The organism is Rhizobium sp. BK060 (genome assembly GCF_014193145.1).
Classification (GTDB): domain Bacteria; phylum Pseudomonadota; class Alphaproteobacteria; order Rhizobiales; family Rhizobiaceae; genus Rhizobium.
This window is the reverse complement of record NZ_JACHYW010000007.1, coordinates 36,440-62,107: the sequence shown is the minus strand read 5'-3', so window position 1 is coordinate 62,107 and position 25,668 is coordinate 36,440. Positions and strand designations below refer to the sequence as shown.

Sequence of the window (25,668 nt, the reverse complement as noted above, 5' to 3'; positions counted from 1 at the left end):
CCTAAAGCCAATTTCAAGTGAAATCACCTTTATGGGAGCTGCTATGTTCGACCATTATCCTTTTCTGGAGCAAAGACATGACGATCACCAACGATCCGGTGGCGAACGAAACCGTTAACGCGCAGTCTAGCGGCACTGCAAATCCCTTCGAGGGCTTTGCGCCGGAGATCCGACCGCAAAGCGATCTGCGCCGCGCTATTACAGCGGCCTACCGTACGCCGGAGACCGTTTGTGTCCCGCGCCTCGTTGACGCCGCAACGCTTCCGCAAAAGGTCAGGCAGGGCGCCGCCGCAACCGCTCGCAAGCTCATCGAGGCGCTTCGCGCCAAGCACAAGGGCACCGGCGTCGAGGGCCTGGTTCACGAATATTCGCTCTCGAGCCAGGAGGGCGTTGCGCTGATGTGTCTCGCCGAAGCGCTGCTGCGCATTCCCGATACGGCGACGCGCGATGCCCTGATCCGCGACAAGATCGCCGAAGGCGATTGGAAGTCGCATCTGGGCGGCGGTCGTTCGCTCTTCGTGAATGCCGCGACCTGGGGGTTGGTCGTCACCGGCAAACTCACCTCCACGGTCAACGATCGTAACCTGTCAGCCGCGCTCACCCGCCTGATCGCACGCTGCGGGGAGCCTGTCATCCGCCGCGGCGTCGACATGGCGATGCGCATGATGGGCGAGCAGTTCGTCACCGGCGAGACGATCGACGAGGCGCTGCAGCGGGCCAAGCCTCTGGAACAGCGCGGCTTTCGCTATTCCTACGATATGCTCGGAGAGGCCGCCACCACGGGCGCGGATGCCGAACGCTACTACAAGGACTACGAAGCTGCGATCCATGCCATCGGCAAGGCTTCCGACCGACGCGGCATCTATGAAGGTCCCGGCATTTCGATCAAGCTTTCGGCCCTGCATCCACGCTATTCGAGAGCTCAAGGCGCGCGCGTCATGAGCGAGCTGCTGCCGAAGGTGAAGGCGCTTGCCATGATCGCCAAGTCCTATGACATCGGCCTTAACATCGATGCCGAGGAGGCGGATCGGCTGGAACTATCGCTCGATATCCTCGAGACGCTGTGCCTCGATGAAGACCTTGCCGGCTGGAACGGAATGGGCTTTGTTGTCCAGGCCTATGGCAAGCGCTGTCCTTTCGTGCTCGACTATATCATCGATCTTGCCCGCCGCGCGGGTCGCCGCATCATGGTTCGCCTCGTCAAGGGCGCCTATTGGGACGCCGAAATCAAGCGCGCGCAGCTCGATGGCCTTGAAGACTTCCCCGTCTTTACCCGCAAGATCTATACCGACGTCTCCTACATCGCCTGCGCCAAGAAGCTGCTTGCTGCAACCGATGCGGTCTTCCCGCAGTTTGCGACCCACAATGCGCAGACGCTTGCCACCATCTACCACATGGCTGGCTCCGACTACTATGTCGGCAAGTATGAGTTCCAGTGCCTGCATGGCATGGGCGAGCCGCTGTACGACGAGGTCGTCGGCCGGCAGAACCTCAACCGTCCGTGCCGCATCTACGCGCCCGTGGGCACCCATGAAACCCTGCTTGCCTACCTCGTGCGCCGTCTTCTTGAAAACGGCGCCAACTCGTCGTTCGTAAACCGGATCGCCGACCCCAATGTCTCGATCGATGAGCTTGTTGCCGATCCTGTCGAGATCGTCGCCAAAATGCAGGTGCCCGGTCAGAAGCACGACAAGATCGCGCTTCCCTGCGACCTTTACGGTCAACGCCGCAACTCTGCCGGCCTTGATATCTCCAACGAAGCCTCCCTGCAGGCGCTGGCAGAAATCCTAAAGGCGAGCGCCACGATCGTGTGGACGGCTGCACCGACGGGCCAGACCGAGGTGGGGCCAACGGCCCGCGACGTTCTCAACCCGGCCGATAGCCGAGACGTTGTCGGCACCGTGCGCGAAGCGACCGCCGGCGAGGCTGCCGCAGCAGTCGCGATCGCGCTGGGAGCCGCGTCGTCCTGGGCATCAGTCTCGCCGGTGGAAAGGGCAGCATTGCTTGATCGCGCTGCCGATATCATGCAGGCGAAAATGGAGACCCTCTTGGGCCTCATCATCCGCGAAGCCGGCAAATCGCTGTTGAACGCGGTCGCCGAAGTGCGTGAGGCTATCGACTTCCTGCGCTACTACGCCGAGCAGACCCGCCGCACGCTTGGGCCCTCGCATGCGCCGCTCGGACCGGTGGTGTGCATCAGCCCCTGGAACTTCCCGCTGGCAATTTTTACCGGGCAGGTCGCTGCCGCTCTTGTCGCAGGCAACCCGGTTCTTGCCAAGCCCGCGGAAGAAACACCGCTGATTGCCGCCGAGGCGGTTCGGATCCTGCACGAAGCTGGTATTCCCTCCGATGTCGTCCAGCTCGTTCCAGGGGACGGAAGGGTAGGGGCCGCCCTGGTCGCAGCGCCGGAAACCGCTGCTGTCATGTTCACCGGCTCGACCGAGGTCGCCCGCATCATCCAGGCGGAACTTGCCAAGCGCCTCTCAAAGGACGGCAAGCCGATCCCGTTGATCGCCGAAACCGGCGGTCAGAACGCCATGATCGTCGACTCCTCGGCGCTTGCCGAACAGGTCGTTGGCGACGTGATCGCCTCGGCATTCGACAGCGCCGGACAGCGCTGCTCGGCACTCCGTATCCTGTGCCTGCAGGAAGATGTCGCCGATCGCACGCTGACCATGTTGAAGGGCGCGCTGCGCGAGCTTTCGATCGCCAATACCAACCGGCTTGCTTCCGATATCGGCCCGGTGATCACCGCCGAGGCCAGGAATATCATCGAGGCGCACGTCGCCGCCATGGGCGCCGCCGGCTGCGCTGTCGAGCGCGTTGAACTGCCGGATGCGACCAAGAACGGAACCTTCGTGGCGCCAACGATCATCGAGATCAACAAGATTTCGGAGCTGAAGCGCGAGGTCTTCGGTCCCGTCCTGCACGTCATCCGGTGGCGGCGCCAGGACCTCGGCCGCCTGATCGACGAGATCAACGCGACCGGCTACGGCCTGACCTTCGGCCTCCACACGCGGCTCGATGAAACGATCGCCATCGTTACCTCGCAGGTCAAGGCCGGCAATCTCTACGTAAACCGCAACGTCATCGGCGCCGTCGTCGGCGTCCAACCCTTTGGCGGCCGCGGTCTTTCCGGCACCGGCCCCAAGGCAGGGGGGCCCCTCTATCTGGGGCGGCTGGTCAAGACGCCGCCGATTCCCCCGCAACATAGCTCCGTCTATAGCGATCCCGCTCTTTCAGACTTTGCCAAGTGGCTGGACCAACAGGGCCTTTCGGAAGACGCGGAAATGGCACGCCATCTCGGCAGCCAGTCGGCCCTCGGGCTCGAAACCGAACTTGCCGGTCCCGTCGGTGAGCGCAACCTCTATGCGCTTCATCCCCGCGGCGCAATCCTGTGCGCTCCGGCCTCTCGGACCGGCCTCATTCGCCAGATCTCGGCGGCTCTCGCGACTGGCAACAGCGCGGTCATCGATGGCGACGACAGCCTCCGTTCGACGTTGAACGGCGTTCCCGTCAGTGTCGCGCAGCGGATTTCCTGGCAGGAGGCATCAGCCCATCCCAACCCAATGGCCGGCGCTCTGATCGAAGGTGACGCCGAGCGGGTCTCGGCCATGCTCGCAAAACTCGCCGCCATGCCTGGTCCTTTGCTGCTCACCCAGTCCGCCCCGACCGAGCAGCTTGAACGCGATCCAGATGCTTACTGCCTCAACTGGCTGCTGGAGGAGGTATCCACCTCCATCAACACCGCCGCGGCCGGAGGCAATGCCAGCCTGATGTCGATAGGGTAGGCGATCGGCTGCAGCAGCGCCATGTCGTCGCTGACGGGCATGTCCAGACCACTCGGCGCTCATAGTCAGTGAGCGCAAACTGAGAACTTTGCCCCCTGGGCGCCTGGCGACGATTTCGGCTTGTTGGCATGCGAGCTCATAGCTGGCTCGAAGGCAGATCGATGGTCCGCGGATCGAGGGTCGGTGGCAGACTGTCCTCGACCTCGGAGGAGATCTGCATGGTCCTGCGCGAGATCGGCGTCCCACCCAACCCGTGCCCCACGAAGTTAAGGCGCGCGACGCTATCGTCGGCCGACGGACTCAGGCTGTGGACTGAGATTTTTGCACGCTGGTCATGTTATGAACTGATTCTACGCTTAAGGCATCATGCTATAGGCTGATACTGTGCCGTTGAAAATCAGCCTCAGGCTATGGGCTGAGAATGAAGAACGACAATCGCAAGCGAGCGAGACTGCAGCTCGACGAACGGCTTCGGGCACTCCAACCGATCGACCGGTTCAAAGCCCCTCCGAAGGGATGGGTCCGCGCGCTACGTGATGCGCTTGGCATGACCGGTGCGCAGCTCGGCGGGCGAGTTGGGGTCAGGCCCCAAACGATTGAAACGATCGAAAAGTCTGAGGCTGCGGGAACCATCCAGCTTAACACGTTGCGCCGAGCCGCCGAGGCGTTGGATTGCACGCTCGTCTACGCCCTTGTTCCAAACAGTTCGCTTGAAGCTGCAGTCGAAGCCCGCGCACGCAAGATAGCCAAACGTGACCTTCAGCGCGTTGCCCATACAATGCGGCTTGAAGCTCAGGGAACCGATGATACAGATTTCGAATCGCGCGTGGTGGCATATATCCGCGACAGGCTCTCGGACCGCGATCTCTGGAACGAGATATGATCTCTTTCAAGAGCCCGAAGACGCGACGCCGCTTGAGCCCCAGGAGCGAGAGGGTTTGCTTCAGACCTGGATTACGCACCGCCGGGATATTAACGAGGCCGAACAAGAAAACATCGTTGGGGGTGCGGCGTGAGCACGTGGCCGACGACGTGTGCCGCTTGAGCGGCTGCTTAGCGCAGACTTCATGCGAGCATTGCACACGCGGATGTTTGGGGAAGTTTGGCAATGGGCAGGAACATTCAAAACAACTGAGCGCAACATCGGCATACAGGCTTATCGCATCGGAACAGAGCTAGCGAACCTGTCGAGCGACATCCGCTCCTGGATTGCGCAGAAGACCTTTCCACCGGACGAGATCGCGATCAGATTCCATCATCGCCTTGTCGCTATTCACCCGTTTTCAAATGGGAACGGCCGTCACGCGCGGTTGGCTGCTGATCTTCTGATTGAACGGCTCGGCAGCAAGCCTTTCAGTTGGGGCAGCGGCAGCTTGCCCGATGTCGGTGAACTGCGAGCACGTTACGTTGCCGCGTTACGCACTGCGGATAATCATGACATCGGGCCACTGCTGGAATTTGCGCGCAGCTGACCGGCCGATCCCTTTGACTTCCAATTTGCGGCTCTGCGGTCGACCTGGCAGCCATCCAGCGCGCCCGTCACGGCCTTCCACGCGCCCCGGCGCGGATGCGGGCGAATGTCGGGCGAGGCCTGAGCGGTTGTGATGCTGTACGACGAGGAGATTTCAAGCCGTCGAGAAGACAAAGGCGAAGCGTTGGCCGCGCGACTTTAACAATCTGCTAGCAAAGCGGCACGGTGAAAATGTCATAAGCACATCTGCTCTTGGGGCTCGCCGCAAGCCTCAATCGGCATTAACACCTCGGCCGAGCAGGTGGGCAGCCGAACGCCAGGCATGATGGGCGATTTGGTCAAGCCGTCGGGCAGCCTCGATCCGCATAAGGGCATCCGCAGCAGTCAGTTCCCCCTGCGCAACGGAGGCGAGGGCCGCGGCGCGATGGTTGCGCTGCAGAGCCTCGAGCTCGCACGATGCTGCCCCTGCTTCATCGAGCGCTGCGGCGACCTCGGTCGAAACGCTCCAACCGATGGAGGCGGCTTTTGTGCTAAGAGCAGACTCCGAGGTGATGAAGCCACCTGTCGCCTGTGCCGCACGCATGGCCCGTGCGCATAGCTCCGCAGCCCGCAGGTCGCCGGTGGCCTGAGCCGGGTGTCCAGGCGAACTGTCGTCGGCTAAGATTTCCACGAGACGCGAGGCGTGGTCGAGTGCGTGCAGCGTGCTCGTCATACGCAGGCGCTCGGCATCTGTCTCAGGCCCTTCCCTTAACTCGGACAGGAAAGCCCGTACTTCCTGAAGTGCGGCCTTCGCCTCAGCGGCCTGGGCCGACGGGACGGCTCCACCAGAAAGCATTGCGGAAACGCAAGCCGCAGTCCTCCCGAGCACGCCGGCAATGACACGCCGGGCGGTTTCTACCGCAATCACGGGACTGGCAAGCGCGCTTGGATCGAGAGCTCGCTGAAGCGCCGTCTGCCTGGAGGGCAGGAGCCGCTCCACGATACGGGTGAACCACTGTGTTGCCGGAAGGAGCACTGCGACACCCACCACGTTATAAGCCGTGTGGTAGGCGGCAAGGAGCGTCATCCCATCGAGCGAAGTGGTAAAGGCCTTCATCACTGAGGCCGTGATCGGAAAGGCGACGATTGCGATAAGCGCTGCGATGAGCTTGAATAGCACATAGGCAAGAGCCAGGCGCTTGGCCGTTGTGCTGGCACCTATGGCTGCCAATGCGGAGCTCGTCGCCGTTCCGATGTTCTGACCGATGATCAGGGCTGCGCCCTGCTCGAGGCCCACCGCACCGGCGTAGAAAGCCGAAATGGTAACGGCGATCGAAGCTGTCGATGACTGCATGACTGCGGTCATCGCCAAGCCAACGACGATCAAGCTCACGAGACCGACCGACCCCTCCATCCAGCCGACACCCGGCGTGCCGAGGACGGCGGGCAGGTCGGACGGGTGCAGACTTTCGGCAAGACCTCCCATGCCCTGCTGTAGGGTGGTCAGCCCGTAGAGTACCAGCGCAAATCCTGCGAGCGCGCCGCCCGCCGCCGCGATTAGCCTACCCCCCAGCAACTTGGCCAGCGCGCCAAAGAAGATAATCGGTAGGGCGTAGGTTGAAAGCGAGACGCGCACACCAATCAGCGCCACGAGCCAGGCCGTTCCCGTCGTGCCGACATTCGCGCCGAACACGAGGCCAAGCCCCTGCGGAAACGTCAAGAGCCCGGCGCTGACGAGGCCGATCGTCGTCATCGTTACCGCGCTCGACGACTGTACGAGCAGTGTTACGATGGCGCCCCAGAAGGCCCCTGAGAGCGGCGTTGCCGCGGCCTTGCCGAGAACAGTACGCAGTGCAGATCCCGCCAGCGCCTTTAGACCGTCAGTCATGACGGTCATACCGAGCAGGAAAAGCCCGATACCCCCCAGAATAGCAACTGCCGTCGACATGCGCGCTCCGCCCCGTGTGCGCTTCGCCTCTGATCGCTCTTAAGTCATAGCATCGCAGATACGATTGTCCAAAACCGCCCTTTGCAGGTTGTGCGTCCCAAGACACGGGCACCGGTATGATGTCACGTTAGCGGTTGTTTGTTCAAAGTTAGCCGAACGATCCTGGGAGAATACGGCGGAGACCTGACCAAGACCTCCTTGAGGATTCCGGTCTTCGATCCTCGCTGAAGGCAATGGAGTCTTCAGCAATCTGCGTCCGATCGACGTGCGGTGTTGCGCTTTGATTGGACAAGTCCTTTGATGAGCCCCTCGAGACGGGGACCATGTCGGGGGTAAGCATGGATGGAACTCACTTGTTTGAACTGGTGATCGCAATGTTTCTTGCGATCATCGCCCTCCACTACGCGGCCCACAGACTGGGACTGCCGCCCTCAGTCGCATTGCTTGCTGGCGGGGCGACACTCGCGTTCTTGCCGGGTCTGCCTGCAATCACCGTCAATCCAGAGCTGGTGCTCGTCATCTTCCTCCCGCCGCTTCTGCTCGACGGCGCTTGGTCCATCGCTGTGGAACGACTGCGCCGTCACATGATCGGTATCGCGTCGCTCGCCGTGGGGGCGGTGTTCTTCACCTGCGCCGTCGTGGCCGTGGTGACCCATCTCCTTTTCCCGTCGCTTCCGTGGGCTGCCTGCGCGGCACTTGGCGCGATCGTATCGCCGCCCGACGCCGTTTCCGCCCGCGCCGTGCTGGAGCGCGTAAAGCTGCCCCGTCGGCTCCAGATTCTGCTGGAAGGCGAGAGCCTCCTGAACGATGCGAGCGGCCTGGTGCTTTTCCGTTTTGCGGTTGCTGCCGTCGCGACAGGTACCTTCAGTTCGGTGGCGGCGGTTGGCAACTTCCTCCTGCTGGCGGTTGGTGGTGCGGTCGTCGGCGTCGTTGTCGGTGCCGCATGGGTGAAGTTCGTCCGCCGTCTCGGCGACGAATACCTCATCATTGCGGCCACGACGCTGCTCGCTTGGATTTCCTATCTGCTTGGAGAACTGCTTCACGTTTCAGGCGTCATCGCCACCGTCGCCACCGGCCTGATCGCGACCTGGCACCAGCACACCGTACTTTCGGCAGCGACGCGCATGCGAGGGACGTCGTTCTGGACCGTCATGGTCTTCCTGATGGAGGCTGCGGTCTTCATATTGATCGGCCTGTCCCTGCGGGACGTCGTCGAGCGCGGTGGTGGCTTTGGCACGGTCGTTGCGACAATGGGACTGCCGGCCATTGCGATTCTCGTCACGCTCGTCGTCGCGCGCTTTGCCTGGGTTTTCGGATCCGATCTTGTCATCAAGTTCTGCACTGCCTCGGGGCTGGCCCGAACGCAGCCTCTCGGCGTCGGTGGTGCGACCGTCCTGAGCTGGGCGGGCGTGCGCGGCGTCGTCACGCTCGCCCTTGCCCTCAGCTTGCCGGAGGGATTTCCTAGCCGCGACTTTATCCTGGTAACATCATTCGCCGCGATCTTGGGAACGGTGCTCGTGCAGGGCACGACGCTGGGGCGCGTCATCGCCTGGGCGAAGCTGACCGAACACGACGCGGAAAAGGCACGCCTCACAATGAGTCAGGCCGAAGCCGCAATGGCCCAGGCGCAACTGACGACCATACAAAGTCTGGCATACGACGCCGAAGGAAAACTCATCCATCCTCGACTGCTGGAGCAGTATCAGCGCAGGGCAACGGCGATCGTCGACTACGCCGCACGGACCGAACACTACGTGCCGGTCCTCCATGCCCATTTCGACGTCGTTCTTGAAGCAGTAGCATCCGGACGCCGGGAACTCATCCGCCTTCATCGTGCTGGTGAGATCGATGATGAAACGTTGCAGGAACTTGAACGGGACCTCGACCTCGAGGAACTGAGCGCGATCTCCGCAAAGGCGTGAGACCGTGACCTGAGTTTCTATTTTGCGCTATTTTGCAACAAGTGCTGCCGGAGAGTGGACCAGGATTCCGCCACTCAGGTCAATTGAACCTAATATCAAGGCAATCGGCTTGATATTCAGTCAAATAGCCTGACGCCCGTGAGATCTGCCAGCTTGTCCATAAGCCTGTCCTGATAAGCCGCGTCCGTGACTTCTGCGGCTGGTTGACGCTGGCGGCGGTGATACCAGTAGGCACCGCTTATCTTCGCGGCCTCGTCGTCGCTTGTCGCCAGCCAGGTCTGGGTCTGATAGCCCATCTCTAGATCATCGGGCGCTCCAGGCCCGCCCATCTTCGTGGGCACCCAGCCGGGATCCACAGCATTACTGAGGACCCCAGGCCAGTACCGCGCAACGGCCGCCGCGATGGTGGCGACATGGAGCTTGCTTTCGCAATAGGCCTGGCTTGCATTCCAAGCGCGCCTTTTCCAGTCGATGTCGTCAATCGACCCACCACCGCTTTGGTGCATGCCGCTGCTTAAATAGACCAGGCGATTGGGTCGATCGATCAAGGCCGTGAGCAGGTATGGTGCCAACGTGTTGACCGCCAGAATCTTCGCATGACCTTCGGGCGTGCCCCCACGACGTCTTTCGGAGTAGATGCCGGCATTGTGGATGACGGCGTCCATCTGCCCGATCTCGTTGACTTGTTCCGCGATGGAACGCGTCTCCACGCCGCTGCTAAGATCGCCGACGACGAGCGCCAAAGCTCTGCGGCGCAGGCCGGCCACGGCCAACGCCCTGTCGTTGGAGCGAGCATGCAACACGACCTCATGCCCGTCGTCTATCAAGGTGCGCGCCGCAGCCAATCCGAGACCGTCGGTGGATCCTGTAATGAAGACACGGCTCATGGTGGTCGCCTGCTAGCTTGTTGTCATGGCAAAGAGATAGGCGGGAGCGCTCGGTGGGCCACCCCTCCAGAGACATGAGCGCGCTTGTCACGCCGTCCCCCTTATCGGACGATCCTCTTGATCCACAGTGTCCCCCCAAGACTTGCGTCTTCGAGTTGCGCTTGGACCAATCGGCCCATGTCGGATCATCGGTTACGACTCGAGAAGAACATTCGTGTCTACGAGTATCATGGTTCGCCACGCGTGAGGGCCATGATCGCGTCAGTATCCAGCCCTTTGCCGGCGTGCCCTCGCAGATTTGCGAAGCGGCTGGGCTGCTGTTTTTTGGCGGCATGGACGAGCACTATGCTTCCATCCGGCGCGCGACGGAAATCAACCTTGCTCCCAGGCACTATGCCCAAGAGGTCGCGTACTGGTTTGGGGATCGTAACCTGCCCCTTGGCTGTAACCGTCGTCGCCATTGTCGAACCATTGTTAGGAATGATTTTTTGAAGGTATTACTTCGCGGCCCGGTTCTCAGGAGAATTGGGCAAAGAGCAGTCCGACAGAACTTAGAGTGCGAGGGCAGGTGAGCCCTTTGGCACCGACCTGGTGCGGCAAGCTCTTCCTGCATCGTCTCGGCGGGCAACTTATGCTGCACCGAGAGAGATTCCACCGCCGTCGCGTCACGCCTTCTTTCAGCCACGCGACCGGCGAATGGGATACTCGCCGGCTCGAACGGCCGGCGCGGCCCTTAGCCTCAATGTCTGGACGGCGCTAACTGCTTTCCCTGATCATCAGTTCGAAACCCAAATCCAGCGCCGGGATCTCGGGCGTTTCGCCATCGAGAAGCTTGAGAAGGCTGGCTGCGGCTTGCTGGCCAATGGTGGCACGGGGCGTGCGAACAGAGGTCAGTCGCGGGACCATTTGGCCCGCCCCCGGTAGATCGTTAAATCCGACCACCGAAATCCGCTCGGGGATTGCCACCCCTTTCCGCAGAGCCTCGAATGACGCTCCGAAGGCAAGATCGTCGTTACAAAAGAAGATCCCGTCTGTGTCGGGATGCGCGGCCAAAAGCTGATTGAAGAGATCGCCGCCAAGTTCCACTGAGGACGGTTCCGGCGTCATGATCTCGATCGCCGGAGAAAGACCAGCCCTGGCAATCGCTTGCTGGTAGCCGTCGCGACGCTGAAGGACGCGCGCATCAAGCTGGGCCCCGACAAAGACCAGCTTTCGCCGTCCGCGCGATAGAAGGTGGTCCGCAACCTTGGCCCCGGCCGCTTCCTGCGAAAAGCCGACACAGACGATGCCCTCTTCCTCCCGCAGTTCCATCATGTATACGCAAGGCACCCCGGCATTTGTCAAAAGCTGTGCTGCGGTTTCGCTACGATTGAAGCCGGTAAGCAGAATGCCGCACGGCTGAAACGAGAGATAGTTCCGAATCAGCTCTTCTTCCTCATCCTGTCGGTAGTGATAGTTGCCGATCAGGACCTCAAATCCGCGTGGGCGCAGCACATCCTGCACCGCCTCCAGGGTCTCGATAAACAGATGGTTCGACAAGGCGGGAACAAGCACAAGGATCGAGTGGCTGCGCGCCGAAGCAAGTGTGCGCGCCGCCGGGTTGGGCACATAGGCGAGCGCCTTGGCGGCGTCGTGCACCCTGATTGCAAGCTGCGGGTCGACCGTTGCAATTGAGCGCAGTGCGCGTGAGGCCGTTATCTGCGACACGCCTGCCCGTGCTGCGACCTGCGCAAGCGTGGGTCGGCCCGTGGCTCGCGACGGGGTGTGTTTCATGAAAGTTTCCTCCAACTTGCCAAATCCTACTACAACGACTAGTAAGACAGCGCTATCTCAAAGTCGTTTTGGCGTCTTTGCGGGAGAAAACAGCGTCGATTTGCGAGTTTTGAATCGGCCAAGGTTCGACCGGCAATCTATTTTCAAAGAAGCGAGATAGCGCTATCTCGAGGAGGATAGAATGGAAAAAATGCCAGCCGTTGTGGTCATGGGCGTTTCGGGCTGCGGCAAAAGCAGCGTCGGCCAGGCCATTTCGGATGCCGTCAACGGCACGATGATCGAAGGCGATGCCTTTCATCCGGAAGAAAATATCAAGAAGATGAGCGCGGGCCACCCGCTCACCGACGAGGACCGGGCTGGCTGGCTGGACAGCCTCGCGACAATCCTGTCGGACGCGGTCAAGAACGGCGAGCGGCCGGTGCTCGCATGCTCGGCGCTGAAGAAAAGCTACCGCGACATTCTGCGCAGCAAGACGCCCGGCCTCGGGTTTGTGTTTCTGGAGCTGACGAGAGAGGTGGCGGGCGAGCGCGTTAGCCATCGGCCGGATCATTTCATGCCCGCAAGCCTTATCGACAGCCAGTTTGCGACCCTCGAGCCACCCCACGGCGAGGCGAACATTTACGCTGTAGACGCGACCTTGCCGATCGCGGAGATCGCGCGCGGGGCGGTTGCATGGTGGGAACACACGTCCCTTGCTGACGGCCAGCCAATGCAGCCGACAGGCGCATAAGCTGCTCGCTCAAAACGGAAATCGGACGGCGGGCCGCACAGGCGCCTGCCTCAACAAGAAGCTTTCATGGAGAAATTTCAATGTTAGGACTGACGCGGGAGACCTATCTTCTGCTGGATGCTGGCGTGACCATTGTTGGCCTCGTGCTTCTCATCACCCGCTTCAAGATACACCCCTTCATCGGGCTCACCATCGCCGCGGGTTTCCTTGGCCTCACCTCCGGCATGCCGACGGAGCTGGTGATGAAGTCCTTTCAGGAGGGCTTCGGTGGGGTTCTCGGATTTGTAGGCATTGTGCTTGGCCTTGGAACCATGCTCGGCAAACTCATGGCTGAATCCGGCGGCGCGGACCAGATTGCCCAGACCCTGATCCGCACTTTCGGCAAGGAACGGGTACATTGGGCGATGATGCTCGCTGCTTTCCTCGTCGGGCTTCCCCTCTTCTTCGAAATCGGCTTCGTGCTTCTCGTACCGCTGGTCTACATCGTCGCGCGCCGGTCGGGCGTATCGATCGTTAAGATCGGTATACCGCTTCTAGCTGGTCTATCGGTCGTCCATGGCTTGGTGCCACCCCATCCGGGCCCGCTTCTCGCCATCAGCGTCTTCGGCGCGGATATCGGCAAGACGATCTTCTACGGTCTTATCGTCGGCTTACCGACTGCTGCGATTGCAGGGCCGATCTTCGGCGCCTTCATCGCCAAGAGAATCCCGGGTGAAGCGTCGCCGGAGCTAATGGAGCAGTTCGTGCGCGAGGATGTGGATACAGCCAAGCTGCCAAGCTTCTCTGTGACGCTGATTACAATCCTGATGCCTGTGTTCCTGATGCTTCTCAAGGCACTCGCCGATATCTCTCTTCCCGAGCACCACGCCGTGCGCGTCTGGATGGACCTGATCGGCCACCCGATCACCGCACTGCTCGTGGCGCTGCTCATCAGCTTTTATACCTTCGGATCCTATTGCGGCTTCTCGCGCGACACGATCACCAAACTGCTGAACGAGAGCCTTGCGCCGGTGGCCTCCATTGTGCTCATCGTCGGTGCCGGTGGCGGCTTCAAACAGATGCTCGTTGCCAGCGGCGTCGGCGATGTCATCGGAAAAATGGCCGTTCAGGCCGACGTATCGCCAATCCTTCTGGCCTGGCTCGTCGCCGCCGTGATCCGCATTGCGACGGGCTCGGCGACGGTTGCCACGATCACCGGTGCTGGGATCGTCGCTCCGGTCGTGGCGTTGGTGCCGGGCGTTAACCGCGAGCTGCTCGTGCTCGCAACCGGCGCCGGGTCGGTCATACTCTCGCATGTCAACGATGCGGGCTTCTGGCTGGTAAAACAGTACTTCAACATGACGGTGGGCGAAACCTTCAAGACCTGGAGCGTCATGGAGACGATCATCTCCGTGATCGGTCTCGGCTTCGTGCTGCTGCTGTCGCTCGCCGTGTGAGCGGCGGTTGACCCTGATCGAAGGCGGCGGGTAGAAGGGCCGCCTCGACGCCGTGCTTGCGCACTCCCAAGAGGCAATCATGGAGGAAAAAAAGCCCCGGCGGCGCGCCGGGCAGGACAAGAACCTGCTGCTGGAGGAATGGCGCACGGTGGCTGACCGAAAGGGAAGGTCTGCTGCCAGTGCTGCGGGCTGTCTTGTTGCGCTCGACGCCTGGAATGTGTTGCTGGTGCTGCAGCACGGAAACACACGAGTGGTTGCTACCAATGGCGGCGCACAGCATTGCCGATCAATGCCGTGCCAGGTTGCTTTTCTTTCCTTATGAGACGCAATTGTGCAACGCTGCAATCATGGATTGCAGATGGCGTAAGCATTATTTTGGAACTTGTGATAGTTGATTTCCAACTTCATCTTCCTTTTTCAACAAGCGTGACGTCGGACTGACCCGTACCCGACCCAGCGATAGCAGCAAGCACCTCGAGCTCCTCGTACAGAGATTGCGCAAAGCTGCGCAGCACCACCAGCTCGAAGTCGCAGGCACCGGTGCGTGCGACCTGCACTGATATGTGGCCGAAGAGCGTCACCGCGGCGTGTCCCTCAGGGAAGGCTGACGGATGAAGATCGACCGCCGTGCCCTTGCTCAGCAATTGGGCGGCAAGCGGGCCAGAGACGCCGATGCGGACGCGGCCATGGCTCTGGTCAGAGACAAAGGCGCTACCGGCAAGAGCGTTGGACAAATCCTGAATAAGGGCCTTGGACAGCATATCGTTGCCGGCGATGAACCATTGCCGGTATCCGGCCGGGCGCACGGCGCTGTCCTTGATGCCAGCCGCTGAAAGATGGGCCTCGAGGCCTTCGGTCGTTGTCGCTCCCATCACGTGCAGCAGATGGCCCTCGGGCAGGGCCTCGAGCCGGATGCCCGGACCTTGCGAAATGGCTTTGTCGGCAAGGACCGACCTTTTTTCAGGAAGATCAGGCATGGAGCTTCTCATTGTCAGGGTCGATGAAGACCGGGCTGCAGAGCTGCCCTTCGGTGAATTCGCTTCGAAGGCCGTTCCAGATCAAGACTTTCTCGCCGATCCGCTCCGGCCCGTTCTTGACCAGCGCTAGACCGATCGTATGCCCAAGGCTCGGCGAAAAGGCACTCGACGTCACATAGCCCTGATCGCTTTCCAGCGTTGCCGGCGCACCGTCCGCGAGGATATGGGCGCCTGTGCGGAAGCTTGTCGCCGGATCCAGTGGCTTGACGCCGACGAGGCGTGGGCGGTCGGTGGCCTGAAGACCCTCGCGGGCAAGCATCGCCTTGCCGATGAAATCTGCCTTCGTCGCGGAGACCATACGGGCGAAGCCGAGATCACCCGGCGTCACGGTGCCATTGATTTCGGCATGGGTGACATGGCCCTTCTCGATACGCATGACGCCGAGCGCCTCGGTACCATAGGGGCAGATCTCGTACTTCTGCCCCGCCTGCATGATGGCATCGGCGACGGACTCGCCATAGGCAGCGGCTACGCCGAGCTCATAGGCGAGTTCGCCGGAAAACGAGATGCGAAAGAGCCGGCCCTCGAGCTTGCCGCCGAACAGCGTCACCGCGCGTGCGCCCATGAAAGGGAAGGTGGCATCGGATATGTCATCATCGACGATCTCGGAGAGGATCGCCCGGGATTTCGGCCCCGCGACCGCCATCTGCGCCCATTGGTCGGTGGAGGAGGCAAAGTAGACCTCAAGCTCAGGCCAGAGCGTCTGAGCGCAGAATTCGAGGTGGATCAGCACGCCGGCCGCAAGGGCTGTCGTCGTCGTCATGAAGAAATGTTCTTCGCCGAGACGACTGGTGGTTCCGTCATCATAGATCATGCCGTCTTCACGCAGCATGATGCCGTAGCGCGCCTTGCCAACGGAAAGCTTGGCGAAGCCGTTGCAATAGATGCGGTCGAGGAAGGTCGCCGCGTCCTTGCCGAAAATCTCGATCTTGCCGAGCGTCGAGACATCGCAGATGCCGGCATTCTTGCGGATGTTCAGCACCTCGCGGTCGACGCTCTCGCGCCAGCTCTTTTCACCCTCGCGCGGGAACCAGGAGGAACGATACCAGAGCCCGGTCTCGACGAAGACCGCGCCGTTCTTCTTCGCCCAGTCGTGCAAAGGTGATTTGCGCGCGGGCTGAAAGTGCTTGCCGCGCGATGAACCGGCAAGCGCGCCGAAGGAGACCGGCGTATAGAAGGGCCGGAATGTCGTGGTACCGACTTCGGCGGGCGACACCCCACGGGCCTCGGCGAGAATGCCGATCGCGTTGATATTGGAGAGCTTGCCCTGATCGGTCGCCATGCCGTTCGTCGTATAACGCTTGGCAAGCTCGACATGCCCATAACCCTCACGCACGGCAAGGCCGAGGTCCTTGAGGTGGACATCGTTCTGGTAATCGACGAAAGCCTTGCCCTTGCCACCCTTGACGGACCAGAGCGGCGAGGCGGAAGCCTGCATATCTTCCACCGGCAGGAAGGCAGGCTCGATCTTGGCGAGACCGACCGCCTCCAGCGCCTCTACTGCCTTGCGCGCGCCGTCACCTAGGCACGCATCGGTCGAGGCAAGACCGGCAGCCGAACCCGCGATTAGCAATCCCTCCTGCCGCTCCGGCGCGAGGAAGGCTGCATGCTTGTCGGACCAGGCCGGCCTTGCGCCGCGATGGCAGGCGAGGTGAATGATCGGGCTCCAGCCGCCGGACATGGCAAGCGCATCGGCTTCGAGCTGTTGTATTCCTGCGGCCGTCGCAATGCCAACCCGACGCAGCCGCTTGCCGCCTTGCGCATCGATGATGCGGGCACCGGACAACAAGGGGGCTTTGCCGCTCCAAGCGTCGTTTGCCCCAGCGCGGCTGTCGACGATGGCGGCGACTTCGATACCTGCCGCTTCGAGATCGGCTGCCGTTTGGTAGCCGGACCGGTTCGTGGTGAAGACAACGGTCCGCTTGCCCGGTGCGACCGCATGGCGGTTCAGATAGCTGCGCATGGCGCCCGCCATCATGACGCCCGGAATGTCGTTGCCACCGAAGACGAGGGGCCGCTCTTCGGCGCCGGTGGCAAGAATGGCCTGCCTGGCGATGATGCGCCAAAGGCGCTCGACCGGCCGGTGCGCATCCGGCGTTGCGACATGTTTCTGCACACGCTCGACGGCGCCGAAGACGTTGTCGTCATACCAGCCGATGACGGTCGTGCGCGGCAGGCATTGGATGTTAGGCAGGCTTTCGAGTTCGTTCAGAATGTCGCCAAGGGGTGATTGACGATCAGCAAGGAAGCTGCCGCCAAGGGCAAATCCTTCGTCCGCAAGCAATACGCGCGCTCCGGCGCGTCCTGCCGTCAGCGCGGCGGCGAGCCCCGCAGGCCCCGCGCCGATGACGAGCAGGTCGCAATGCGCCCAGCATTTCTCGTAGGAATCGGGGTCCGTCTCATAGGATGCCTTACCGAGGCCGGCGGCCTTGCGGATGAGCGGTTCGTAAACTTTCTCCCAGAAGGCGGCCGGCCACATGAAAGTCTTGTAGTAGAAACCGGCGCCGAGGAAAGGCGAGAGCAGTCCGTTGACGGCGCCGACATCGAAGCTAAGCGAGGGCCAGCGGTTCTGGCTGCGCGCAACCAGCCCCTCATGCAGTTCGATCATCGTGGCGCGGCTGTTGGCCTCCGTCCTGCCTCCGGCTCCGGTGGTCACCAGCGCGTTGGGTTCGGCCGCACCCGCCGTCAGAATGCCGCGCGGCCGGTGGTATTTGAAGCTGCGCCCGACGAGCTGGATCCCGTTGGCAAGCAGGGCGGAGGCGAGCGTATCGCCGGGGTGGCCCGTGAGATCCGCGCCGTCGAAGCTGAAACCGATGCTCTTGAAGCGGTCGATCCGGCCGCCGAAAGAAAGGCGGAAACTGGTCATGCCTGATCTCCGAGCTTGGCAAGGGCTGCGTCGCTGACGCTGTAGACCAGGTGGGTAACCGTATCGCGCTCGACGACCAGCCAGCGGCGGCAACCGGAGGAATGGTGCCAATATTCCTTGTGCCGTCCTTTCGGATTGTCACGCAGATAGACGTAGTCGTACCAGACGTCGGGACCGGCAGTGGGAGCCGGGCGAGCAAGGCTTGCGTCGCCCTTGATGGTAAATTCCTCCCTGGGACGAATGCCACAGTGAGGGCAGGAAATCAGGCTTGCCATGTCGTCATATCCTCAATGCAGGTTCGGCTGGGCGCCGACGCCCTTTTCATCGATCTGGTAACCGCGCTGGAACCGGTCGAGGCGCAGTTCCCGCGCCGTCTCGTGCGGCTCGTTGCGGGCGATCAGATGGGCGTAGCAGTAGCCGGAGGCGGGTGTCGCCTTGAAGCCGCCGTAACACCAGCCGGCGTTCAGATAGAGATTGTCGATATGGGTGCGGTCGATGATCGGCGAGCCGTCCATGCTCATATCCATGACGCCGCCCCATGTGCGCAGGTAGCGCACGCGGGTCAAGGCAGGGATCAGGGCGACGCCGGCCTCGGCGACATGCTCGACGGCCGAAAGATTGCCGCGCTGGGCATAGGAATTATAGCCGTCGATATCGCCGCCGAAGACGAGGCCGCCCTTGTCCGATTGCGAGACATAGAAGTGCCCGGCGCCGAAGGTGACCACGGTATCGATGAACGGCTTCAGCCCTTCGGAGACGAAGGCTTGCAGCACATGGCTTTCGATCGGCAGGCGCAGGCCCACCATGTCGGCGACGACAGTGGAATTGCCGGCGGCCGCCAGCGCCAGCTTGCCGCAGCCGATAAAGCCCTTGTTGGTCTCGACACCGGTTACGCGGCCGTTCTCGCTGCGGATGCCAGTTACCTCACAGCCAGTGATGATGTCGACGCCGCGGCTGTCGGCGCCACGGGCATAGCCCCAGGCGACCGCATCGTGGCGCACCGTGCCGCCGCGCGGCTGGAGCAGGCCGCCCATGATGGGGAAGCGGGCATTGTCGAAATCAAGGAAGGGGAGTTTCAGGCGTACGGCCGCCCGGTCGAGCAATTCGGCATCGACGCCGTGCAGCCGCATGGCGTTGCCGCGCCGTGTATAGGCATCGCGCTGGGCGTCGGAGTGGAAGAGGTTGAGCACGCCGCGCTGCGAGACCATGGCGTTGTAGTTGAAATCCTGCTCCAGCCCCTCCCAGAGCTTCATCGATAGCTCGTAGAAGGGATTGTTGCCGGGCAGCAGGTAGTTCGAGCGGATGATCGTCGTGTTTCGGCCGATATTGCCGGAACCGAGATAGCCCTTTTCCAGCACGGCGACATTGGTGATGCCGAAGATCTTGGCGAGATAGTAAGCCGTCGCCAACCCATGACCGCCGCCACCGACGATGACGACGTCATAGTGCGGCTTCGGCGCGGGCTGACGCCACGCCGGAGCCCAGCCGGCATTGCCGCGAAGACCGTTGAGGAAAATGGAGAGAGCGGAATAGCGCATGGATTCGTCCGAGTGGAATTGCGCTCATGATGGCAGAACGGCATTTGCCGACTTGCCTATTCAGGACATATTTCGATAGAAAAGGGACATGTCTTCGATCGATGCGAGAAACGTCCAGCATATCGGCTTCATCCTGATCCCAGAATTTGCGCTGATGTCTTATGCCTCGGCGAGCGAGCCGCTGCGCGCCGCCAATCTGCTGGCCGGACGCGAGATCTATCGATTGTCGACCTTCTCGCCGGATGGTGCGCCGGCATTCTCCTCCGGTGGCGTGCCCGTGCCGGCGGCACCGCTTCCCGGCCGTGGCTCCGGGCTTGCAACGGTCTTCGTTTGTGCCGGCGGCTCGCCACGCGACTGGCATTATCCGGCTGTGCTGGCCTGTCTGAGGCAGTTGGCGCGTGAGGGGGTGCGTATCGGCGGCATTTCCGGCGGTCCCTATCTGCTGGCCGCGGCCGGTCTTTTGACAGAGCGCGATTTCACCATCCATTGGGAGCACGCTCCGGCGCTGCTCGAGGCTTTTCCGGCCCTGTCGCCGCGTCAGGCCCGCTTCGTCATCGACGGCAACCGCATTACCTGCGGCGGCGGGATAGCCCCGCTCGACATGATGCATGTGCTGATCTCCGAACGTATGGGGCCGGATTTCGCCCGCCGCGTCAGCGATTGGTATCTGCACACAGAGGTGGCGGAGCCGACGGCGCCGCAGCGAGGGTCTCTGGCCGAGCGTTACGGCGTCCACCATCCCGGTCTTTTAAGCGTGCTGGAGAAAATGGAGGAGACGATCGAACTGCCGCTCGACCGCACAGCCATGGCGCGAATTGCAGGTGTCACGCCGCGCCATCTAGACCGGCTGTTTGCTGCGCATCTGGGCTCGACGTTCCTCGATCAATATCGCCGCATCAGGCTGCAGCATGCGCGGCGGCTGCTCGAACAAAGCCCGCTTTCGATTTCCGAAATCGCCATCGCGACAGGCTTTTCCAGCGGCGCCCATTTCTCGCGAGCCTATCGCAATCTCTATGGCATCGCTCCAAGTGAAACCCGCCAGGCGTGACTTTCGCCGTAGTTGAGAAAATTTCACTGCGAAGATAGAGTTGTTGCAATAGGGCAATATCGGAAAAGGATCGTGAATGAAGACCAAGCCGAACGAAACGTCGAGCGAGGACCATCCGCATACCGCACGGCCAGCATTCTTGCAGGATCCGCATGCGGTTCGCGAACCGAAGGTAAACAATCTTGAAATGGCGATCGGCCACGAGGTGCGCGCCTATCGCAAGAAGCTCGGCATCACGGTGACGGATCTGGCCGCGGCAACCGGAATTTCGCTTGGCATGCTTTCGAAAATCGAAAACGGCAATATCTCGCCGTCGCTGACAACGCTGCAATCGCTCTCCCGCGCCCTCGGCGTGCCGCTGACGGCGTTCTTTCGTCGCTTCGAGGAGCAGCGCAATGCCGTCTTCGTCAAGGCGGGGCAGGGCGTGGAGCTGGAGCGGCGCGGCACGCGCGCCGGCCATCAATATAATCTGCTCGGCCACATCGACAATAATTCCAGCGGCGTCATCGTCGAGCCCTATCTCATCACGCTTTCGGCCGATTCCGATGTGTTCCCGACCTTCCAGCACGAGGGCATGGAGTTCCTCTACATGCTCGAAGGCGAGGTGGTCTATCGCCATGGCGATCAGCTTTACCCCATGCAGCCCGGCGACAGCCTGTTCTTCGATGCGGACGCACCCCATGGCCCGGAAGTGCTGGTGAAATTGCCGAGCAAATACCTCTCGATCATCAGCTATCCCCAGCGCGGCAAGAACGAATAATTTGCCTCCAGAGAAAAAAATATTCTTTTGGGTTGAAATCCAAAAATAGACCTGATAGCCATTTTGCAGACGCGAAATGGAGGGTCTGATCATGTGCGGAATTGTGGGTCTCTTCCTGAAAGACAAAAGCCTCGAGCCGGAGCTCGGCTCGCTTCTTTCGTCAATGCTTGTCACGATGACTGATCGCGGGCCTGATAGCGCGGGCATCGCGATTTACGGCGGCGCCAATGGCAACAAGGCGAAGATCACGATCCAGTCGGCCAGCCCGGCAAAGGATTTCGACGGCCTCGAGCACGAGCTGAGGCGCGCGCTGGATACGTCGGTGTCGGTCGAGGTAAAGAGCACGCATGCCGTTATTGCGCTTGCGAAGGAAAAACTCGACGAGGGCCGGGCGGCGATCGCGACGCTACGGCCCGATGTCCGGGTGATGAGCAGCGGCGATGCCATCGAGATCTACAAGGAGACGGGCCTGCCGAAGGACGTCATCTCGCGTTTCGGTGTAGCCTCCATGTCCGGAACGCATGGCATCGGTCATACCCGCATGGCAACGGAATCGGCCGTGACCACGCTTGGCGCCCATCCGTTTTCAACTGGATCAGACCAATGCCTGGTCCATAACGGTTCCCTTTCCAATCACAATAATCTTCGCCGTGAACTCGTGCGCGAGGGCATGACCTTCGAAACACAGAACGATTCCGAAGTCGCCGCCGCCTATCTGACGGCCGAGATGGCCAAGGGCAAGGACCTCGGCGAGGCGTTGACCGGTGCGCTCAGCGATCTCGACGGTTTCTTCACCTTCGTCGTCGGCACGAAGTCCGGCTTTGGCGTCGTTCGTGATCCCATTGCCTGCAAGCCGGCCGTCATGGCCGAAACCGATCAATATGTCGCTTTCGGCTCCGAATATCGTGCGCTCGTAAACCTGCCGGGCATCGAGAATGCCTGCATCTGGGAACCGGAGCCGGCCACCGTCTATTTCTGGGATCACGAAAAGGCCGCCTAATCCAGCCTTGGCGCAATCGAGAGAGTTCTTTCATGCCAGTTTTCGATCTATCCGTTACCTCGCTGCGCGAATTTAACAGCATGCTTCACAGCCTTGCAGCCGGTGCCAACGATACCGCCTTCGAAGTCGTCAATCCGCGCGGCCATCATGCGGTCGCCGTCGGCATCGATGCTCCTGTCACCGTCGATATCAGAGGATCCGTCGGCTATTATTGCGCCGGCATGAACGATGGCGGCAACGTCACGGTGCATGGCTCCGCCGGCCCGGGTGTCGCGGAGAACATGATGTCGGGCACCGTCGTCATCGAAGGCGACGCGAGCCAATATGCCGGCGCGACCGGCCAGGGCGGTCTCCTTGTGATCAAGGGCAATGCCGCCTCGCGCTGCGGCATCTCCATGAAGGGCATTGATATCGTCGTTCATGGAAATATCGGCCACATGTCGGCCTTCATGGGGCAGTCGGGCCATCTGGTCGTGCTCGGTGAGGCCGGTGAGGCCCTTGGAGACAGCCTTTACGAAGCCAAGCTTTTCGTTCGTGGCTCGGTCAAGAGCCTCGGCTCGGACTGCATTGAAAAGGAGATGCGCCCGGAGCATCTCGAAAAGCTTTCCGAGCTTCTCCACAGGGCCGGCGTGAGAGGCGTCAGGCCGGAAGAGTTCAAGCGCTACGGATCGGCGCGCAAGCTCTATAATTTCAACATCGACAACGCCGATGCGTATTGAGGCGAGGCAGACATTATGAGCTATCACAATCCCTTTACGCCGCCGCGCAAGTCCGCCACATTCGACGACCATACGCTTGCTGAGATCCGTCGTGCGGCGGCAACCGGCATCTACGACATTCGCGGTGCCGGCACGAAGCGCAAGGTGCCGCATTTCGACGACCTTCTTTTCCTCGGTGCATCGATCTCGCGCTATCCGCTCGAGGGCTACCGCGAGAAGTGCGACACGTCGGTCGTTCTCGGCAGCCGCTTTGCCAAAAAGCCCATCATGCTCAAGACTCCGATTACCATTGCCGGCATGAGCTTCGGCGCGCTGTCGGGCAATGCCAAGGAAGCGCTCGGGCGCGGCGCCACGCTTGCGGGTACGTCTACCACGACGGGCGACGGCGGCATGACCGACGAGGAGCGCGGCCATTCGCAGACGCTCGTCTATCAGTATCTTCCTTCGCGCTACGGCATGAATCCGAGGGACTTGCGGCGTGCAGATGCGATCGAGGTGGTGGTCGGCCAGGGCGCGAAGCCCGGCGGCGGCGGCATGCTGCTCGGCCAGAAGATTTCCGATCGCGTCGCCAATATGCGCAATCTGCCGAAAGGCATCGACCAGCGCTCGGCCTGCCGGCATCCGGACTGGACCGGTCCGGACGATCTTGAGATCAAGATCATGGAACTGCGCGAAATCACCGATTGGGAAAAGCCCATTTATGTGAAGGTCGGTGGCGCGCGTCCCTATTACGATACGGCTTTGGCCGTGAAGGCCGGTGCCGATGTCGTCGTCCTCGACGGCATGCAGGGCGGTACGGCCGCGACCCAGGACGTCTTCATCGAGAATGTCGGCATGCCGACGCTCGCCTGCATCCGTCCCGCCGTGCAGGCGCTGCAGGATCTCGGCATGCACCGCAAGGTGCAATTGATCATATCCGGCGGCATTCGTTCCGGTGCGGATGTGGCAAAGGCGCTTGCGCTTGGCGCCGATGCGGTCGCTATCGGTACGGCAGCGCTGGTCGCGATCGGCGACAACGATCCGCGCTGGGAGGAAGAATATCAGAAGCTTGGCACCACCGCTGGCGCCTATGACGACTGGCACGAAGGCAAGGATCCGGCCGGCATCACGACCCAGGATCCGGAACTTGCCGCGCGGCTCGACCCGGTTGCGGCTGGCCGTCGTCTTGCCAACTATCTCAAGGTGATGACGCTGGAAGCGCAGACGATTGCGCGTGCCTGCGGCAAGAACCATCTGCATAATCTGGAGCCGGAGGATCTCTGCGCGCTGACCATGGAAGCTGCTGCCATGGCGCAGATCCCGCTTGCGGGCACCAACTGGTATCCGGGCAAGGGAGGCTACTGAATTTCACCGCCGGGCAGAAATGCCCGGCGGCATCCCGTCAAAAACGAAGTGTCTCTAAGAAATCCAAAGGGGAACGAGAATGACACTGGACCTTGCTGCTTTTGCGAAAGACAAGGGCATCAAATATTTCATGATCAGCTATACCGATCTGTTTTCCGGCCAGCGCGCCAAGCTTGTGCCGGCGCAGGCGATCGCGGGCATGCAGGAAGAGGGCGCGGGCTTTGCCGGTTTCGCCACCTGGCTCGACATGACGCCCGCCCATCCGGACCTCTTCGCAGTGCCGGACCCATCCTCCGTCATCCAGCTCCCATGGAAGAAGGATGTTGCCTGGGTCGCGGCCGATTTGCTGATGGATGGCGAGCTGGTCGCCCAGGCGCCGCGCAATGTTTTGAAGAAGCTGGTCAAGGAAGCCGGGGCCGAGGGCAAGCGGGTCAAGACCGGCGTCGAAGCCGAATTCTTCCTGATCACAGCTGACGGCGGGAAAATCTCGGATGAATACGATACCGCCGAGAAGCCCTGCTACGATCAGCAGGCCGTTATGCGCCGTTACGATGTCATTGCCGAGATCTGCGATTACATGCTGGAACTGGGGTGGAAACCCTACCAGAACGACCACGAGGACGCCAACGGCCAGTTCGAGATGAACTGGGAATATGACGACGCACTGCGCACGGCCGACAAGCATTCCTTCTTCAAGTTCATGGTCAAGTCGGTTGCTGAGAAGCATGGCTTGCGCGCCACCTTCATGCCGAAACCTTTCAAGGGCCTGACCGGCAATGGCTGCCATTGCCATATCTCGGTGTGGAGCAATGACGGCAGGACCAACATCTTCGCCGACAGGGAAGCGGAATTCGGCCTCTCGGCGGAGGGGAGGCACTTCCTTGGCGGCATCATGAAACATGCTTCGTCGCTTGCCGCCATCACCAATCCGACGGTCAACTCCTATAAGCGCATCAACGCGCCGCGTACGACGTCGGGCGCCACCTGGTCGCCGAACACGGTCACCTGGACCGGCAATAACCGCACCCATATGGTGCGCGTGCCAGGCCCCGGCCGCTTCGAGCTGCGCCTGCCGGATGGTGCGGTCAACCCGTACCTGCTCCAGGCGATCATCATTGCCGCCGGCCTTGACGGCATTCGCAACAAGGCTGATCCCGGCCCGCATCACGATATCGACATGTATGCCGAGGGCCATCTGGTGAAGGATGCGCCGCGCCTGCCGCTCAACCTGCTTGATGCATTGCGCGCCTATGATGCCGACGAGGGCCTGAAGGCAGCGATCGGGTCCGAATTCTCCGCCGCCTATCTCAAGCTCAAGCAGCAGGAATGGAATTCCTACTGCTCGCATTTCACGCAGTGGGAACGCGAGACTACGCTTGACGTCTGAGCCAGTGGCCCGACGATTGAAAATCGCGACGC

General features: G+C 61.5%; 20 protein-coding genes and 1 pseudogene. 13 read left to right on the top strand and 8 right to left on the bottom strand.

The features are described from left to right. Positions 1-77 precede the first annotated feature (77 nt). From putA to FHT71_RS09630, 3 genes and pseudogenes are all read left to right on the top strand, one after another. Positions 78-3,791 carry a trifunctional transcriptional regulator/proline dehydrogenase/L-glutamate gamma-semialdehyde dehydrogenase gene (gene putA / locus FHT71_RS09640; protein WP_210294120.1) on the top strand — a complete coding sequence of 1,238 codons (3,714 nt, stop codon included), beginning with the start codon at positions 78-80 and terminating at the stop codon, positions 3,789-3,791. Between the two features lie 421 nt (positions 3,792-4,212). Next, positions 4,213-4,674 carry a mobile mystery protein A gene (locus FHT71_RS09635; protein WP_183719581.1) on the top strand — a complete coding sequence of 154 codons (462 nt, stop codon included), beginning with the start codon at positions 4,213-4,215 and terminating at the stop codon, positions 4,672-4,674. After that, positions 4,655-5,263 (top strand): annotated as a pseudogene (locus FHT71_RS09630) (mobile mystery protein B). The gene FHT71_RS09635 and the pseudogene FHT71_RS09630 overlap by 20 nt, the downstream one beginning before the upstream one ends. Before the next feature lie 270 nt (positions 5,264-5,533). Here the strand turns inward: FHT71_RS09630 and FHT71_RS09625 are convergent. Beyond that, on the bottom strand, positions 5,534-7,189 hold the full coding sequence (locus FHT71_RS09625) for a Na/Pi symporter (RefSeq protein ID WP_183719579.1): 1,656 nt from the start codon (positions 7,187-7,189) through the stop codon (positions 5,534-5,536). 338 nt (positions 7,190-7,527) lie between these two features. Here FHT71_RS09625 and FHT71_RS09620 point away from each other — a divergent pair, with 338 nt between their 5' ends. Beyond that, positions 7,528-9,111, top strand: a complete 1,584-nt coding sequence (locus FHT71_RS09620; RefSeq protein WP_183719577.1) for a Na+/H+ antiporter — start codon at positions 7,528-7,530, stop codon at positions 9,109-9,111. A gap of 116 nt (positions 9,112-9,227) precedes the next feature. On the opposite strand, the gene FHT71_RS09615 is transcribed toward FHT71_RS09620, so the two are convergent. The 3 genes from FHT71_RS09615 to FHT71_RS09605 all read right to left on the bottom strand — a co-directional run bounded on the left by FHT71_RS09615 (position 9,228) and on the right by FHT71_RS09605 (position 11,771). Next, positions 9,228-9,998, bottom strand: coding sequence for an SDR family NAD(P)-dependent oxidoreductase (locus FHT71_RS09615; RefSeq protein WP_183719575.1), 771 nt, complete (start codon positions 9,996-9,998; stop codon positions 9,228-9,230). 227 nt (positions 9,999-10,225) lie between these two features. Beyond that, the gene (locus FHT71_RS09610) at positions 10,226-10,459 is read right to left on the bottom strand and encodes an AbrB/MazE/SpoVT family DNA-binding domain-containing protein (RefSeq protein WP_007788156.1); all 234 of its coding nucleotides are present in this window, start codon (positions 10,457-10,459) and stop codon (positions 10,226-10,228) included. A 295-nt stretch (positions 10,460-10,754) separates the two neighbouring features. After that, the gene (locus tag FHT71_RS09605) at positions 10,755-11,771 is read right to left on the bottom strand and encodes a LacI family DNA-binding transcriptional regulator (protein ID WP_132589757.1); all 1,017 of its coding nucleotides are present in this window, start codon (positions 11,769-11,771) and stop codon (positions 10,755-10,757) included. A gap of 181 nt (positions 11,772-11,952) precedes the next feature. On the opposite strand from FHT71_RS09605, the gene FHT71_RS09600 reads away from it, so the two are divergent. From FHT71_RS09600 to FHT71_RS09590, 3 genes are all read left to right on the top strand, one after another. After that, positions 11,953-12,501 (top strand): gluconokinase, encoded by a 549-nt coding sequence (locus tag FHT71_RS09600; protein ID WP_132589756.1) that lies wholly within the window; start codon positions 11,953-11,955, stop codon positions 12,499-12,501. An 80-nt stretch (positions 12,502-12,581) separates the two neighbouring features. Next, complete coding sequence (locus FHT71_RS09595; RefSeq protein WP_183719573.1) at positions 12,582-13,937, top strand: GntP family permease; 1,356 nt, start codon at positions 12,582-12,584, stop codon at positions 13,935-13,937. Between the two features lie 79 nt (positions 13,938-14,016). Continuing rightward, the gene (locus FHT71_RS09590; protein WP_183719571.1) at positions 14,017-14,259 is read left to right on the top strand and encodes a hypothetical protein; all 243 of its coding nucleotides are present in this window, start codon (positions 14,017-14,019) and stop codon (positions 14,257-14,259) included. Positions 14,260-14,341: 82 nt separating this feature from the next. On the opposite strand, the gene FHT71_RS09585 is transcribed toward FHT71_RS09590, so the two are convergent. Genes FHT71_RS09585 through FHT71_RS09570 form a run of 4 tightly spaced genes read right to left on the bottom strand, consistent with a single transcriptional unit; the run spans position 14,342 to position 19,378 of the window. Beyond that, on the bottom strand, positions 14,342-14,914 hold the full coding sequence (locus FHT71_RS09585; RefSeq protein WP_183719569.1) for a sarcosine oxidase subunit gamma family protein: 573 nt from the start codon (positions 14,912-14,914) through the stop codon (positions 14,342-14,344). Then, the gene (locus tag FHT71_RS09580; protein WP_183719567.1) at positions 14,907-17,840 is read right to left on the bottom strand and encodes a sarcosine oxidase subunit alpha family protein; all 2,934 of its coding nucleotides are present in this window, start codon (positions 17,838-17,840) and stop codon (positions 14,907-14,909) included. The genes FHT71_RS09585 and FHT71_RS09580 overlap by 8 nt, the downstream gene beginning before the upstream one ends. Next, on the bottom strand, positions 17,837-18,115 hold the full coding sequence (locus tag FHT71_RS09575) for a sarcosine oxidase subunit delta (protein ID WP_183719565.1): 279 nt from the start codon (positions 18,113-18,115) through the stop codon (positions 17,837-17,839). The genes FHT71_RS09580 and FHT71_RS09575 overlap by 4 nt, the downstream gene beginning before the upstream one ends. A gap of 12 nt (positions 18,116-18,127) precedes the next feature. Beyond that, complete coding sequence (locus FHT71_RS09570; RefSeq protein WP_183719563.1) at positions 18,128-19,378, bottom strand: sarcosine oxidase subunit beta family protein; 1,251 nt, start codon at positions 19,376-19,378, stop codon at positions 18,128-18,130. Positions 19,379-19,466: 88 nt separating this feature from the next. Here FHT71_RS09570 and FHT71_RS09565 point away from each other — a divergent pair, with 88 nt between their 5' ends. The 6 genes from FHT71_RS09565 to glnT all read left to right on the top strand — a co-directional run bounded on the left by FHT71_RS09565 (position 19,467) and on the right by glnT (position 25,636). Continuing rightward, positions 19,467-20,426: a GlxA family transcriptional regulator gene (locus FHT71_RS09565; protein WP_183719561.1), complete on the top strand. Its 960-nt coding sequence runs from the start codon at positions 19,467-19,469 to the stop codon at positions 20,424-20,426. A 76-nt stretch (positions 20,427-20,502) separates the two neighbouring features. Beyond that, on the top strand, positions 20,503-21,186 hold the full coding sequence (locus tag FHT71_RS09560) for a helix-turn-helix domain-containing protein (protein ID WP_132589740.1): 684 nt from the start codon (positions 20,503-20,505) through the stop codon (positions 21,184-21,186). A gap of 91 nt (positions 21,187-21,277) precedes the next feature. Continuing rightward, the gene (locus FHT71_RS09555) at positions 21,278-22,186 is read left to right on the top strand and encodes a glutamine amidotransferase family protein (protein WP_132589738.1); all 909 of its coding nucleotides are present in this window, start codon (positions 21,278-21,280) and stop codon (positions 22,184-22,186) included. Positions 22,187-22,218: 32 nt separating this feature from the next. Further along, the gene (locus FHT71_RS09550) at positions 22,219-22,905 is read left to right on the top strand and encodes a GXGXG domain-containing protein (RefSeq protein WP_132589736.1); all 687 of its coding nucleotides are present in this window, start codon (positions 22,219-22,221) and stop codon (positions 22,903-22,905) included. A gap of 15 nt (positions 22,906-22,920) precedes the next feature. Next, positions 22,921-24,249 (top strand): FMN-binding glutamate synthase family protein, encoded by a 1,329-nt coding sequence (locus FHT71_RS09545; protein ID WP_007788172.1) that lies wholly within the window; start codon positions 22,921-22,923, stop codon positions 24,247-24,249. Between the two features lie 79 nt (positions 24,250-24,328). After that, positions 24,329-25,636: a type III glutamate--ammonia ligase gene (glnT, locus tag FHT71_RS09540; RefSeq protein ID WP_007788174.1), complete on the top strand. Its 1,308-nt coding sequence runs from the start codon at positions 24,329-24,331 to the stop codon at positions 25,634-25,636. Positions 25,637-25,668: the final 32 nt, after the last annotated feature.